Here is a 14,035-nt window from a genome sequence, read left to right as displayed (position 1 = left end):
CAGTTCAAGGACGCGCTCCAGAGCGGGAAAGATCCCACTCAGCAGACCCCGTAGCCGGTTGATCGCCCGGGTACGGTCCGCCACCAGATCTCCACAGTACGAGGGGAGGGGCACAACGAGCAGTTTCAGCTCGGTGGTGATCTCATTCCCGCGCCGGACCGGATGCAGGTCATAGCGCATACGCGCCTGGTCGGCGATGACCAGGGCATCGCGCGCGTCGGTCTTCCCCTGGCCTCGATAGCCGGCTGCGGCCCGGTTCACGGTGCGGCCGGGAATGTACAACACTCGCTGCTCGTGATCGAACAACACCGCCAGGACAAGCATGGCCCCACCGTCGACGATGTCGATACACCAGATGACCTCCTGGCCCAGGGCCAGTACGTCAGCCAGCAGCGTCAGCAGCTCGGGCTCGTCGTTGAGCACTCGCCGAGACAGCAGCTTGGTGCCCTCGGCATCCATAACCACACAGTGGTGATGGGTCTTGCCCGCGTCGATTCCCGCCCAGATCCGGCTCATCATGCTCCCGCACGTCGTCGTTGCATGGGATCCCGCAGACGACCTCGCCGACGTTGTCCTACTCAGCGATCAGCGCACAGTTCCCAATCAGCGGTCGAGTCGTCGCGGGATACGGGGCGGCCAAGTAAGGGAAGCCATCGAGGGCCACGATCGCCTAAGCCACACCCCGTACCCCTGCGGGTAAGCCAACCCTACGAACGGCTCGCATCACCCGCACCAACAACGTAGGACGATCGCCTGACTATGGCTGATCTCCGCCCAGGGTCGGGGGCGATCGAAGGTCTGGGGCTTCGTGCCTAATGACGGTGCGGGCCAGGGCTCCGGCAGAGCCGTCGAGCCAGGGCTGATCATGTGATTCCGAGGATGGTCAGGGGCCGGCTGGGGCGGCGGAGGGCTTAGGCGATGTTGGTCTCTCAAGCCAGGCACAGGGCGCTGATGGCAAGGTTGCGCAGAGTGGCCATCGCATGAGGAGCGTTGCCGCCCGTTCGTAACGTGGCCACCGTCCCGCACGGACACACACCAAGACAGCTGTGAGGCAAACAGTCTTGAGGTGACGGCGGCCACGGCCGAAGACCTTTGACGTCGCGTAGACGTCTGTCGCCAGCCCTCGGACCGCGTCGTCATCAGTCGGTCAGGCCACGCGCTTGGCAGACGCCGCCCAGGTGTTGCACGCCTTCGGATCGCCCATGTTGAATCCCTGGTTCATCCAGTAGGCAATGTTCGTCCTTGTCCCGTTGTCCTTGTCGGTCCAGTTCTTAACCTGTGAGAGCAGCAGCTTCCAATCGGCCGAGGAGCGGTCGAGGGAGCTCCAGACGCTCGCGAGGAAAGCGGCGCCGAAGCAGTTGCTCTGCAATTCATAGCGGCGGCTCTGCTCCTGGAGCTCCTTCTTGTTGCGGAAGTCGATGTCCTCGTACTCGCTGTAGATGTTGGTGAGCGTCTGGACGTGCTGGCCGTATTCCATGCTCACCAGGTTGAAGAGGTACAGATCGGAAGGGTCGTCGAGCAGGTCGTTGCTGAGCACGATAAAGATCGTCTCGGTCTGGTCACAGTAGTACGCGTCCTGCTCGGACTGATCCCACTTGAGCGCGCAGAACTTGGCGGGTGGCTTGGTGACCAGCTTCAGCTTCGGGCGCCTGAATGTCTGACCCGACTTCTCGAACTGGGCTGCCCATGTGGTGTTGAGGCAGCTCACGACGACCTTCACGTAGGCCTCGGCGAGCTTCACATTGCGCCGCTTGATGGGCTTTTCCGGACATTCGGTGGTGTTGAGCGCTCCGCTGCTGTAGATCGCGTTGACGGTGAGGGTGTTGTTCTTGATGGGATACGCGTGGGCTGTTCCGTAGGGGAGCATGACGGCGACTATGCCGGAAAGAATGATCAGAGCCCGTTTCATGGTGATCAAGAGTAGAAGGATGCAAAGCCGTAGGTAAAGGCCTTATCGGTGAAGGTCTCAGGGGTCGGCAAAATCGTTGAGCCCCTGGTGATTGTCGATGTGAGGCATCAGGACATGCTTGACGCTTTAGTCTCAGGACATGATTGACGTCAGCTCGGTTGGGTGTGGTTGTAGGTGTGCACCCAGGCGTCGATGGCCTCCTGGGCTGCGGCCATCGATTCGAACGGGGCCACGTGATCGAGTAGTTTCCGGCGCAGGGCCTTGTGGAAGCGTTCGATCTTGCCGGTCGTGGTCGGTGAGCGGGGTTTGGTCGGCCGCCGAGTGATGCCGTTTTCCCGGCACACCCGCTCGAACAGGACCTCCACTGGTTGCGGGCGGATGTGCCGGCCGGTGAACTGCTTGCCGTTGTCGCTGAGTACTTCGAAGGGAACACCGTAGCGGCGCATCGCCGCGGTGAACGCCGTGCATACCGCGCGACCAGACGGGACCGCCACCACGGCGGCGATCACCCAGAAGCGGGAGTGGTCGTCGATACCGGTGACCGTCTTGCATTCCCGGCCGTCGGCCAGTGGCATCCCGCCGACCAGGTCGAGCTGCCACACGTGCATCGGCGCCTCTCGCTGCCAGCGCCGGTAGGTGAGCTTGTGCTCCTGCTGCTGAGTGACGACGAGCCCGTTGCGGGCCAGCACCCGGTGCACCGTTGCCCGGCCCGGCACCCGCTCCAGGTCGCACGCGCCGAGCTCATACGCGATCCGCTGGGTACCCCAGCGCGGATGTCGGCGCCGCATCTTGCAGATCAAGGCCTCGACCTCGGCCGGCAGCCGGGTCGGGCTGGTGCGAGGCCGCCGCGACCGATCGGCCAGCCCGGGCATGCCTTCCTGCTTAAAGCGCTGCCGCCAGGTGTGCACCGACTGCCGAGAGGTCCCATACCGGGCCGCGACCTCCCCGATCTGTGAACCTGCCGGCACCTCACGCACCGCGCGATACCGGTACTCCAGCAACGCCTGCTGATCCACGCTCGCCACCTGCACAGAGCTCGCTTCGACGTCTTCTTGGCGAGCATGATGCCGGGCCACCGTCAACCATGTCCTGAGAACGACCGGTTAAGCATGTCCCGAGACCTCACATCGACAGCAGCACTTCCCTACCGCGCAGCAGTGACGCCACTCCTTGGAATCTCGGGATGCGCTTTGTCCTTTCCCTGGGCGCAGCACTGGCTGAAGAGGCCACACATGACCACGGGGCAACCCCTAAACCGCTCACCATTCATCCCACCCTGACCACCTATACCAGGGGCCGACAAGCGGGTCGAGGTTCTCCACATCGTCCTCAGGCATCTGGCCTGCGGGGCTCCACACGAAGCCTGCCGAGGTGCGGATCAGCCAGTCATCGACCGAGAATCGAGCACCGCCGCCAGGGGTCGACTCTGACCAGCAGACGCGATAGAGGCCAACATACCGGCACTCGTGCGATACCTGCCCGCTCTTGGCGACGGTCTCGGCGAAGACTGTCAAGGCGGGCTGCGACAACGCGAATCGTGCGTAGAACGGTGCATCGACCATGATTGAGAGGACGACGCCGCCAAGAATCATCCATGGCACGAACCATTGTCGTATGTGCACGGACACCGCGTTGGAGTCCGTTATCGCTGCGACGATGATCCGTATGATCCACACTAGGAAGAGCACGCCACCCGCGAAGAAAGCGAAAAGGACCAACTCGACGTACAGGTAGGGCGCGCTGGCCCACCACAGACATACGAGCGCCGTAAGCGAGAATGCTGTGAGTAACGGCCATCCGGGTGGCTTGGTGATCATTGCGTTACCTTAGTGTCCCGTCGGGCAACACCAGTAGCCCGAATGATGAGCCCTCAGTGGCGTATTACCAGATATGGCTCACCGCCTATGACGGCGATGGTCAAGCGGCGCTCCGCGCCACCTCGAGGCCCTGTACCCGCTCGGCAACCGGGGATACAGCCGGGATCGGTCCCTGCGACCGCGGGAGTCCAGGCCGCGCACCGAGCCCGGCGCTCGGCTTACCTGACCACCGCACACGTCGGTCTCATCTTTCGAGTGCCCATGTGACGGGATTCCTGAGCTCTTCCGGCGGGAGTCTGTAGGCTTATGAGCAGGCAGAGGAGATTCCAGCATGACCGCGCAGCCGCAGGAGTTCGTGCCCCCGGGTCACCGACGCCTGAGAAGAACCTTCGGGCCATCCGCGCCGCCCTGGTCGTGCCGCAGGATCGTGAGGCGTTCGACGCGGGGCTCAAGGCAGTGCTGGACGAGATTCGAGTGAGCTTGGATCTGGTGCGCTGAACGCCTTCGTTCACCGGTGGTGGATCTCCGCGTGTGACTCGGCGCGGGACCCTGAAGGACGCCGCCGCATGCATGCGAAAGCCGAGCAGGTTTTTGCCGGTGAACCGGTCTCTTCTGGAAGGCCTTGGCGTGAGGCTCTTGGTGCTTGTGGGGTCGACCTGTAGGTGTACCAGATCACAGTTGACCCTTTCGCCGAAGAGCAGATCACCGAGATCCCCGCGGAAGCGCTACGTCCGCTCGCCGAACTGCTCACTTTGCTGGAGATCGCGCCGTGGAGCGGTCAGCCGTACAACCCGGCCAATCCCAAGGCCAACATGCCTGCTCATACGTTTGGTGAACGAGGTCTGGCGACGTACGTAGTCCTGGACGAGCAACGTGAGGTGTATCTCATCCGTATTGAGTGGCCATAATCCTGCATGTACATGACCGTGATACGGCGACAGCGTACGGTAAACGTCAACGGGTTCAGCACCTGAGCTCTTCCAGGTCAGCATCTTTGAGTGACCAACTGGGTGACGACGACCCTGGACAAGGCCGGACGATGGTGGATTACCGTGGACCGTATGCGCAGGTGGAAGCGGATATTGCCCATGGTCCACTCCCACCGGGATTGCTTTGCAAGCAGGATGTCAGGAGTGCTCCGCCAGCTTCTTGGCGGTGCGACGCGTGGGACGTCGACATCGTCGACGAGGTGAACGAGGGTGAGATGCCCCGAGATCCTCAACAGCTTCGATCCAGTCGTCGAGATACTCGCGGTCACGCTCCTTACCTGTGACTCGTCCGTAAGCTGGGGGTATGTCCCCCATACTCGTCCTGCTCGACGGCGTTCGCTGGCGGGGGGTGCGCGTGGTCGGCGATCGCGCGCACACCCTGCTGTCCGTGCTCGCCATACAAGGGCGTGCAGGGGTCAGTGACGAGCGCCTGGTCGAAGAGCTGTGGCCGGACGGGGCGCCGGCCAACCCGACGAAGGCACTGCAGGTGGTCGTCTCGCGGACCAGGGCGGTGACCTGCGCCGACGCCGTGGTGCGGATCCCGCGTGGTTACCGGCTCGGGCTGCCCGCCGGTCAGGTGGACGTCCTGCTGCTCGGCGAGCTGGTGGAGCAGGCACGGGCCGCACTGGGCGAGGACGACATGGTGCTCGCGAGTCGCCGCGCCGAAGAGGCCATAAGCCTCCTGGGCGGCGGCTTGGACGGCGCCACGGGCGCACTCGCCGAGCTGAGGGGCGTCGCTGCCCAGTGGGTGGCCGAGGCGCGGCGGGTGGCGGCGATCGCGCGGGGCCGGAGCGGCGCTCACGAGGGCGCGCTGCCGCTGCTGGAGGAGACCGCGGCCGATCGGCCACACGACGAGGAACTGCTCGCCTGCCTGCTGCGCAGCGAGGCCGCCGTCCGAGGTGCCGCCGCCGCTCTGGAGCGTTACGAGCGGTATCGCGCGGGCCTGGTCGCGCGGCTCGGCACTGGACCAGGGCCTGAGCTCGCCCGCGTGTACGCCGAACTCCTCATCGCCGATCGGCCGGTACGTGAGGGCATCCTGTTCGACGGTTCCTCGCTGCTCGGCCGCGACGGCGACATCCGTGCGGTGCACGCCCTGTTGCAGACCAACCGGGTGGTCTCCATCATCGGCCCTGGCGGACTGGGCAAGACGCGGCTGGCTCATGTCGTCGGCAGGAACGCCACACAGCCCATCGCTCACTTTGTCGAACTCGTCGGCGTCTCCTCGCCGGAGGGCGTGGTGGGCGAGGTGGGCTCGGCGCTCGGGGTTCGGGACTCGGTCAGCGGGCGGCATGCCCTGACCGCCGAGCAGCGCTCCGACGTTCGCGCCCGGATCGCCCAGCATCTCGACCAGGCTCCGGCATTGTTGATATTGGACAACTGCGAGCACGTGATCGAGGCCGTCGCCGACCTGGTGGCGTTCCTGACCGTGACGACCCGCGACCTGCGGGTGCTCATCACCTCGCGCGCCCCCCTGTCGATCCCCGCCGAACGCGTCTACCTGCTCGGCGAGCTGCCCACGGGCGACGCGGTGGAGTTGTTCCGCCAGCGCGCCATGGCCGCCCGCCCGGGTGTGCGGATCGACGAGGGAGCGGTCGAGGAGGTCGTCGCCCGCCTCGACGGGCTGCCGCTCGCGATCGAGCTGGCCGCGGCCAAAGTACGGGTGATGTCGGTGGAGGAGATCGCGCGGCGCCTGGCGGACCGATTCGCCCTGCTGCGCGGGGGGAACCGTACGGCCCCCGACCGGCACCAGACGCTGCTCGCGGTCATCGACTGGTCATGGAATCTGCTGGACGAGCCAGAACGGCAGGCGTTGCGGTGGTTGTCGCTGTTCGGCGACGGTTTCACGCTGGCCGCGGCCGAGCAGGTACTCGGCCCGGAGGCCCTGCACGTCGTGGACGCGCTGACCGAGCAGTCGATGCTCAGCGTCCGCGAGACGACGTACGGCCTGCGCTACCGGATGCTGGAGACCGTCAGGGAGTTCGGGCGGATGCGGCTGAAGGAGGCCGGGGAGGAGGCGCCCGCCCGGGCGGCGCAGCGGGCCTGGGCGACGGCGTACGCCCTCGAACACGCCTCCCGGCTGTTCAGCTCGGCGCAGTTCGCGGCGGCCGACGCGTTGCACGCCGAGGAGAGCAACCTCGCCGAACTGCTCCGGCAGGCTCTCGGCGAATCCGATCCCGTCACGACGCTTCAGTTGCTGGCCGGCGTCGGTGCGCTGTGGTCGATCCGTGGCGACCACTCCCAGGTGTTCGTGCATCGGGACGCGGTCACCCAGCTGATCACCGGCTGGGTGCCGCCGCCGTACCTCGTCGAGGTGACCAGGGCCGCCATGATGATCACGCTGATGAACACCATGATCGTCACCGACGGCCGCAGCGATCCGCTGATCGACCTCCTCCGTACGCTGCCCATCAGTGATGCGACGAATCCCCGTATAGCGGCGATGGCCACGGTGATGGTCGCGTGCGACGCGGCCGACGGTGCCGAGTTGCATCGTCGGCTGGCGGAGTTGCGCCAGAGCGCCGACCATGATGTGGCCTTGGCGGCGACACAGACGAGCGCCCAAATCCTGGAGAACGCGGGAGACGTGACCGGGGCGATCGAGGCCGCCGAGCGGACCCTGACGATGCTCCGCGGGGACGAGGGGCCGTGGTTCGCCGCGATCCAGCACGCCGTGCTGGCCCCCCTGGTCATGCGGCGCGGCGATCGCCGGCGGGCGGTCGGACACGCGCGGACCGCCATCCCGGTGCTGAGCCGGCTCGGCGCCACAGACGACGAGACCCAGCTCCGCGCGCTGCTGCTGGTCTCCGCGCTCGCCGACGGCGACCTCGACACCGCGGAGGCCGAACTCGCCGAGCTCACCCGGATCAACGACAACGAGGCAGTGCTCGGCGGGGTGGCGATCGTCCCGTTGTGCGCGGCCGAGCTCGCCCTCGCCCGCGGCGAGACGGCCGCCGCGCTCGCGGAATACCGCCTTGCCGTCCAGCGGGCGCAAGACCTGCGCCTGCCCGGGGTATCGCGCGCGGAGCCCACGCCGTGGATGATCATCGCGGTGTCGGTCACCATGACGGCGTACGCGTACCACGCCCCTCCGGAAGATGTCAGGTACGGCGAGGAGTTGTTCTCCATCGTCCGGGGCTACGACCTGCTGACCGCGGAGAACCCCATCCTCGACTACCCGGTGTGCGGCACGATGCTCTTCGCGCTCGGTGCCTGGGGGCTGCTGCGGGGAGCCATGGCCCCCCGCGACGCGATCAGGTTGCTGGTGCTGGCCGAGCGGTTCGCGTACAACAGCAGCATGCCCTGCATGACCTTCGAGCGGATCGAACCGTACGCGGAGCGGGCCACGCCCAGGATGATCGCAGCCGTGCGGGCCGAGTACGGCGATCGACGCGGTTGCGACCTGCTCGACGAGGCGCGCGGTCTCGTTGAGCAGGTCTCCGGCCGTGACGGGCCGAGGTCACATGTGCCGCTTGTAACTGCGTACCGACAGCGGCGCGAAGATCGCGATGACGATCACGCACGCCAGGAGCGTCCAGGCCACCTCTCCGCTGACGAGGGCGCTGTTGGCGAGGTCACGGGCGGCCGTGACCAGGTGTGAGACCGGGTTGATCCGTACGAACGCGGCCAACCAGCCGGGCAGGGTCTCGATGGGGACGAACGCGTTCGACAGGAACGTCAACGGGAACATGATCATCATGGAGATGCCCTGGACGGCCTGGGCGCTTCGGGCGATCGTGCCGACCCAGGTGAAGACCCACGCCAGCGACCAGCCCGTGATGATCGCCAGCAGGATCGCGGCGAGCACGCCGCCCGCTCCGCCGCCCGGGCGGTAGCCCATCACCAGGCCCATGCCGAAAGTCAGAGTGGCCGCAATCGTGTAGCGCAGCAGGTCGGCCACCATGGGGCCGGCAAGCGGCGCGATCCGGGCGATCGGCAACGACTTGAACCGGTCGAAGACACCCTTCTCCATGTCCTCGCGGAGTTGCGTGCCCGTGGCCATGCACGTCGTCAGCACGGTCTGGGCGAGGATGCCGGGGATCATCAGGGGGAGGTAACTCTGCACGTCGCCTGCGATGGCGCCGCCGAAGATGAAGGCGAACATCGCGGTGAACAGGATGGGTTGCAGCGCCACGTCGAAGAACTGCTCCGGGTTGCGGCGCATCTTCTTGAGCGCCCGCCACGCCATCATCAGGGTCTGGCCGAGCGTCTCTCTCAGGGAGACGCGCCGCCGGGCGGCCGCCACGCGATCGGCGGCCCGGACCGTCTCACGGGCGGGTGTGATCATGGTGCTCATCGGTTCTCCTCTGTGCCGGTCTCGTGGTTCCGGTCCGTCTTGTGGCCGGTGAGGGCGAGGAACACCTCGTCCAGGCTGGGCTTGGCCACGCTGACCGAAGAGATCGACACCCCGGCGGTGCGCAGCGCGATCAGTACGTCCGCGGCCAGGTCGGCCTGGTCGAGTGCGACGTTGAGGCGGCCCTGCTCCGGGCTGAGAACCGGGTCGGAGCCGAGGACGCGTCGCACGATCTCCACGGCGGTGGGCACCTCGTCCGGGTTGGCGAGCAGCAGCTGGAGGGCGGAGTTGCCGACCGCGGTCTTCAACTCGTCGGGGGTGCCCTCGGCGACTTTGCGGCCGTGGTCGATGACGGCGACCCGATCGGCGAGCTGATCGGCCTCGTCCAGGTATTGCGTGGTCAGTAGCACTGTGCAGCCATCGGCGACCAGACCGCGGATGGTGTCCCACATCTGGCCGCGCGTACGCGGATCGAGGCCGGTGGTCGGCTCGTCGAGGAAGATCAGCGGTGGCCTGGTGATCAGGCTGGCCGCCAGGTCGAGGCGCCGGCGCATGCCGCCGGAGAACTGCGCGATCGGTCTGTCGGCGGCCTCCTCCAGGCCGAACTGGCCCAGCAATTCGGTGGCGATGCGCCGGGCGCGCGGCGCGTCGACGCCCTGCAGGCGACCGAAGAGCCAGAGGTTCTCGCGGGCGGTCAGGTTCTCGTCGACCGACGCGTACTGTCCGGTGACGCCGACCAGCTGGCGGATCACGTGCGGGTTGGCGGCCACGTCGGCCCCGAAGATCTCGGCACGGCCCGCGTCGATCTTCAACAGGGTGGCCAGCATCCGTAGCATGGTGGTCTTGCCGGCGCCGTTCGGGCCGAGGACGCCGAAGATCTCACCAGGGCGTACGTCCAGATCGATCCCGTCGACGGCACGGTGCCCGCCGAACGTCTTCACCAGCCCTTCCGCATGTACGGCCAGGTCGGTACTCCTGTCGGAGGGCGGGCCGCCCCCGAGACGTCCGAGTTCTGTGATAGTCATGGCTTCACTCTCGGCGGCGCCGGTTTCACGGCACCCTCGGCCGGTTTCACCGGTTGCCGGGAGCGGCGCTTGTAGCAGCGGCAGACATCCGCGGACACGGATCAGATGAGAAAGCCGGTCGCACGCGGGTTGCCGTACAGCGGCTTTGTACAGCACCATCGACGCACCCGAGCATGCGGCACCAGCCGGCATTCACCCTTGACCAGAGGGAAGACCGTTCGACGATGTGACCGGCAAGCAGGATGTCGGGAGTTCGAATCTCCCAGGCTCCACCCATGTCAAAGGCCACCTTCCATGATCGGTAAGTGGCCTTCTCCGCGCCGTACAGCAGCGAAACACAGCAGCGCCACCGGCCGAGGCCGCTATCAGGCGCCCCGCTGCGCCGCATGACTCGATGCGCCGCCGGGGCGGCAGTCGGCAGCCATCGCCCGTAGCGGGATGTCGATCGGGAAGGTCGCGAAGTGCACCGCCTGCCGCAGCCGCGATGTGGGTGTGCGCTAGCAGAGGCGATGAGCACGCGGAAGCGGCGCTCGACTGCGACCCCGCCGGTCCCCGCTGCTCCGCAGCCGCCGCGCGCCGGTCCGGCGGTGATCCCAACCAGGTCAGCCGGATCCGCACAGCCTCTTGAGCTCGGCGAGGTCCGTGTTGATATCCGCGATCACCTGGTTGGGATCGCCGCCGGTCATGCCGGTCAGCCGGAAGTTCAGTTCCTGGAATTCGGCGGCCAGTCGACTGATCGTCGCCCCCACCGCTCCTTGCGCGTCGAGGACCGCGCCCATCAGGTCGAGGTAGGTCTGGCGAGCCGCGGCTGCCTGGCCGCTGCGGGTGGTCCCGGCGTTCCGGCGGTATGTGGTCAGCGCCGTCGCCGTCTCGTCGCAGCCCCCGGGCCGGACCGCCGGCACCGGCGGGGGGACAACCGGCACCGCTCGGGTGGGGCTCGGCGCCGGCGGCTGGGGCTCGCTGGACTCGGGCGACGGGCGCGGGGCCGGCGGTGTGGGCCGGGTGGTGACCGAATCCGGTGACGACGGCCGCGGAGCCGGGGTGGTGACCACCTCGTCGGATGGGGGCTGCGGAGGCGGGGCCGGCGGCATCAGGTAGGCGACCAGCGCGACCACGGCGGCTGCCGCACCCGCCAGAGCGCTCATCGCCGCCCAGTTCGGGCGCAAACCCGCTCCTCCACCCGCCCTCGGCGGTTGCGCCGGTCCGTTCTCCGTCATGCCCTCATCGTGGCCGAGCCGCCGAACTCGGTCCAGGGAATCTTCCGCTGACGACGCGGGCGGGATCCAGGGCGCCGCCTCCGGCAGCCCCGCCGGAGGCGGCGAGGTCGCATCAGGCGACGGCGGTCCCCTCAAGCTCGACCATCAGGTCGGGGATCGCCAGCCGTGTCACCCCGAGCATCGTGGTGGACGGTGCGACCCCGGCGGCGCCCAACCGCGACGCCAGCACGCTGTTGGCGTTCCCCCCGGGGTGTGGACACCCGATTTCATGCAGCCAGTGCCGTCATCTTAGCAAGCTGATCTTCGTACACGGCCGGGGGTAGGTTCCCGATCGCTGAGCGGTCGGATCTTGTCGCCAGTTGGTGACCGGAAGACGATATTGCTGTGACCAGCGGGAGAACCTCGGATTGGCCAGAGACGGTCGGGCGCTTCGGAGCGGTCGGTGCCGTCGTCGCTGGCCTGTCCGGTTGTTGCGTCGGCCTAAGTCGTGGGCCTCTTGGCCTATCCGCCCACCGCTTGGCTTGCGACGTTTGAACTAGGCGCGCCGAGCGGTGGCGCGATCGTGGGGGCAATCGCTGGTGCGATCACCGCGTATTCGCGGGCCCTCACCCTTAACCCGCGAACTCCACGCGGCATTTCCGGATGTATCCCGAAACATTAGTGATGCTCGGTACAGTCGTGCGGCCTGCGAACAGCGGTGCTGCAGCAGGTATCGGCTATAGGCGTGTCGCGGTGCGGACGAGGTCGGCGACGGCTTTGGATCTGCTGTGTGGCGGCCAGGCGATGACGGTCGTGACGGCCGGTGCGTCCGGCACCGGCACGATGGCGTGGTCGTCGCGTAGCTGGTCTCGGAGCGACTCGGGTACGACGGCGCAGGCCAGTCCGAGCGCGATCAGCTGGAACAGTTGGGTATGGTCGCGCACCTGCGGTCCGGGGCCGTCCGGATGGCCGCCATCCCGTCCAGGCCAGCGCGGCAGGGGCAGGTCCGTCTGGGCGTTGACCTCGACTAACGACAGATACGCCCGGTTGGCGAGGGGATGCCCCTTGGGCAGGACCACGACCTGCTGTTCGGTGTGCAGATCCTCGGTGTCGAATCCGGCTGTCGTGTCGTAAGGCCGGTGGAGCAGAGCAACGTCGGTACGCCCGTTGCGCAGCAGACTTTCCGGCTCGCCCGGCCCGCACAGCATCACCTCGACTGCCACTGAGCCCGGTTCAGCGGCGTAGGCGTGCAGAAGCTTCGACAAGAGTTCCCTGGACGCTCCGGCCTTGGTGGCCAGGACCACACCGGGCTGGTCAGCCGCGGCGCGGCGGGTGCGGCGCTCGGCGGCTTCGACCGCGTCGAGCGCGAGCCGGGCCTCCCGTAGCAGCACCGACCCGGCCTCGGTTAAGGCGGTGGCGCGAGCGGTGCGGTGCAGCAGAACGACTCCGAGCCGCCGTTCCAGCTGCTGGATCGCCCGCGACAGTGGTGGTTGCGCCATCGAGAGCCGTTGTGCCGCCCGCCCGAAGTGCAACTCCTCGGCTACGGCGACGAAGTATCGCAACTCCCGCGTCTCCACCAGCTCATCGTATCCGGCGCTGACCACGACCAATACCCGTGCGGTATCGCCGCCCACTTGACCGGTCTTGGACGCCCCACCCGAGTCCGCAACATGATTGACGGCATGAGTGAACGGACGATCGCGCTGGTGACCGGCGCGAACAAGGGAATCGGATACGAGATCGCCGTAGGCCTGGGCGCCCTGGGCTGGCGAATCGGTGTGGGCGCGAGGGATCAACAACGCCGCGACACCGCGGTCGAGAAGCTGCGCGCGGCCGGGACCGATGCGTTCGGCGTGCCGCTCGACGTCACCGACGACGAAAGTGTCGCCGCCGCGGCCGAGCTGATCGCCGGCCATGCCGGAGGGCTCGACGTCCTGGTCAACAATGCCGCGATCACCGGCGGTATGCCACAGACACCGACCACGGTCGAGCCCGCGACCGTGCGAGCTGTCCTGGAAACCAACGTGATCGGCGTTATCCGAGTCACCAACGCGATGCTGCCGATGCTGCGCAACTCGGCATCACCGCGGATCGTCAACATGTCCAGCAGCGTCGGCTCGTTCGCCCTGCAAACCACACCGGGCATCGACATGGGCCAGGTTCCCGCCGCCTACTTGGCCTCGAAGACCTTCCTCAACGCCCTCACCATCCAATACGTCAAGGAACTGAGCGAGACCAACATCCTGATCAACTCCGGCTGCCCCGGCTTCACCGCCACCGACCTCAACGGCTTCCATGGCGTCCGCACACCACAACAGGGTGCGGCCATCGCGATTCACCTCGCAACCCTGCCCGACGACGGACCGACCGGCGGATTCTTCGACGACGCCGGAACGGTGCCCTGGTAACAGCCACACCAGCACGAACCATTCCCGTTCTCGAGGTCAGCCGCGCAGCGCGCGCCACAGGAGAAGCAAGACAACGACAAAGGCAGTCAGATAAGACGAGTTCGGTGGAATCGAGGTGTTGCGGATCGCCGAGGTCGATCGGCCATTGCCCGAGAGCGGGCAGGTCCTCGTGCGGGTCAAGGCCGCAGGCGCCACCGCCGCCACAAGTCTTCTTTCATCGCGTCCGACATTCCCGGCCGACCCATCCGAGCCACGATCCACCCATCCACTAGCAGCGTTGCGTTGATCGTCTGAATCTAAGCGTCGAGAACCGGGGGGTGAAGATGTCGATGGTCCGCACCGCCACGGAGCAGAAGAAGGAGAAGGATTACGTCTGGACTAAGGCCGTCGCCGAGTTCGG

At 66.9% G+C, this 14,035-nt stretch carries 11 protein-coding genes and 3 pseudogenes; 5 read left to right on the top strand and 9 right to left on the bottom strand.

All coding sequences use genetic code 11. From position 1 onward, the window contains the following. The 4 genes and pseudogenes from IG98_RS0142370 to IG98_RS0142355 form a co-directional block, all read right to left on the bottom strand. Positions 1-519, bottom strand: a 519-nt coding sequence (locus tag IG98_RS0142370) for an IS110 family transposase (RefSeq protein WP_157594864.1), incomplete at its 3' end; no start/stop codon positions are given. A gap of 628 nt (positions 520-1,147) precedes the next feature. After that, entirely contained in the window at positions 1,148-1,909 is a 762-nt protein-coding gene (locus tag IG98_RS0142365) for a neutral zinc metallopeptidase (RefSeq protein WP_030925913.1), read from the bottom strand. Between the two features lie 155 nt (positions 1,910-2,064). Then, positions 2,065-2,940 (bottom strand): annotated as a pseudogene (locus tag IG98_RS0142360) (IS481 family transposase); the annotation flags it as partial. A 228-nt stretch (positions 2,941-3,168) separates the two neighbouring features. Beyond that, the gene (locus tag IG98_RS0142355) at positions 3,169-3,726 is read right to left on the bottom strand and encodes a hypothetical protein (protein WP_030925909.1); all 558 of its coding nucleotides are present in this window, start codon (positions 3,724-3,726) and stop codon (positions 3,169-3,171) included. Between the two features lie 306 nt (positions 3,727-4,032). Here IG98_RS0142355 and IG98_RS52945 point away from each other — a divergent pair, with 306 nt between their 5' ends. The 4 genes and pseudogenes from IG98_RS52945 to IG98_RS54015 form a co-directional block, all read left to right on the top strand. Beyond that, complete coding sequence (locus IG98_RS52945) at positions 4,033-4,224, top strand: DUF6247 family protein (RefSeq protein WP_211264361.1); 192 nt, start codon at positions 4,033-4,035, stop codon at positions 4,222-4,224. Continuing rightward, positions 4,221-4,388: a DUF6247 family protein gene (locus IG98_RS54710; protein ID WP_342666900.1), complete on the top strand. Its 168-nt coding sequence runs from the start codon at positions 4,221-4,223 to the stop codon at positions 4,386-4,388. Before IG98_RS52945 ends, IG98_RS54710 begins: the two co-directional genes overlap by 4 nt. Beyond that, positions 4,389-4,634, top strand: coding sequence for a hypothetical protein (locus IG98_RS0142345; protein WP_030925907.1), 246 nt, complete (start codon positions 4,389-4,391; stop codon positions 4,632-4,634). Between the two features lie 385 nt (positions 4,635-5,019). Then, positions 5,020-6,156: pseudogene (locus tag IG98_RS54015) on the top strand (AfsR/SARP family transcriptional regulator); the annotation flags it as partial. A gap of 2,016 nt (positions 6,157-8,172) precedes the next feature. On the opposite strand, the gene IG98_RS49795 reads toward IG98_RS54015, so the two are convergent. The 5 genes and pseudogenes from IG98_RS49795 to IG98_RS0142315 all read right to left on the bottom strand — a co-directional run bounded on the left by IG98_RS49795 (position 8,173) and on the right by IG98_RS0142315 (position 12,861). Continuing rightward, the gene (locus tag IG98_RS49795; RefSeq protein WP_030925903.1) at positions 8,173-9,009 is read right to left on the bottom strand and encodes an ABC transporter permease; all 837 of its coding nucleotides are present in this window, start codon (positions 9,007-9,009) and stop codon (positions 8,173-8,175) included. Further along, positions 9,006-10,031, bottom strand: a complete 1,026-nt coding sequence (locus tag IG98_RS0142330) for an ATP-binding cassette domain-containing protein (RefSeq protein WP_084196060.1) — start codon at positions 10,029-10,031, stop codon at positions 9,006-9,008. Before IG98_RS0142330 ends, IG98_RS49795 begins: the two co-directional genes overlap by 4 nt. A gap of 602 nt (positions 10,032-10,633) precedes the next feature. Then, positions 10,634-11,197, bottom strand: a complete 564-nt coding sequence (locus tag IG98_RS47885) for a hypothetical protein (protein ID WP_030925899.1) — start codon at positions 11,195-11,197, stop codon at positions 10,634-10,636. Between the two features lie 163 nt (positions 11,198-11,360). Next, positions 11,361-11,477: pseudogene (locus IG98_RS49790) on the bottom strand (RidA family protein); the annotation flags it as partial. A gap of 487 nt (positions 11,478-11,964) precedes the next feature. After that, the gene (locus IG98_RS0142315) at positions 11,965-12,861 is read right to left on the bottom strand and encodes a LysR family transcriptional regulator (RefSeq protein ID WP_281178612.1); all 897 of its coding nucleotides are present in this window, start codon (positions 12,859-12,861) and stop codon (positions 11,965-11,967) included. 48 nt (positions 12,862-12,909) lie between these two features. Between IG98_RS0142315 and IG98_RS0142310 the strand changes: the two genes are divergently transcribed. Beyond that, positions 12,910-13,635, top strand: coding sequence for an SDR family NAD(P)-dependent oxidoreductase (locus tag IG98_RS0142310; RefSeq protein WP_030925895.1), 726 nt, complete (start codon positions 12,910-12,912; stop codon positions 13,633-13,635). Positions 13,636-14,035 lie beyond the last annotated feature (400 nt).

Origin of the sequence: Streptosporangium amethystogenes (genome assembly GCF_000721075.1) — a bacterium.
Lineage (GTDB): Bacteria > Actinomycetota > Actinomycetes > Streptosporangiales > Streptosporangiaceae > Streptosporangium > Streptosporangium amethystogenes.
The sequence above is the reverse complement of the archived record's forward strand: the minus strand, read 5'-3'. Positions and strand labels throughout refer to the sequence as shown.

Excerpts from the sequence above, each read along its gene's own strand:
- IG98_RS0142365 (WP_030925913.1), bottom strand. The coding sequence starts at position 1,909 with ATGAAACGGGCTCTGATCATTCTTTCCGGCATAGTCGCCGTCATGCTC.
- IG98_RS0142355 (WP_030925909.1), bottom strand. The coding sequence starts at position 3,726 with ATGATCACCAAGCCACCCGGATGGCCGTTACTCACAGCATTCTCGCTT.
- IG98_RS52945 (WP_211264361.1), top strand. The coding sequence starts at position 4,033 with ATGAGCAGGCAGAGGAGATTCCAGCATGACCGCGCAGCCGCAGGAGTT.
- IG98_RS49795 (WP_030925903.1), bottom strand. The coding sequence starts at position 9,009 with ATGAGCACCATGATCACACCCGCCCGTGAGACGGTCCGGGCCGCCGAT.
- IG98_RS0142330 (WP_084196060.1), bottom strand. The coding sequence starts at position 10,031 with ATGACTATCACAGAACTCGGACGTCTCGGGGGCGGCCCGCCCTCCGAC.
- IG98_RS0142310 (WP_030925895.1), top strand. The coding sequence starts at position 12,910 with ATGAGTGAACGGACGATCGCGCTGGTGACCGGCGCGAACAAGGGAATC.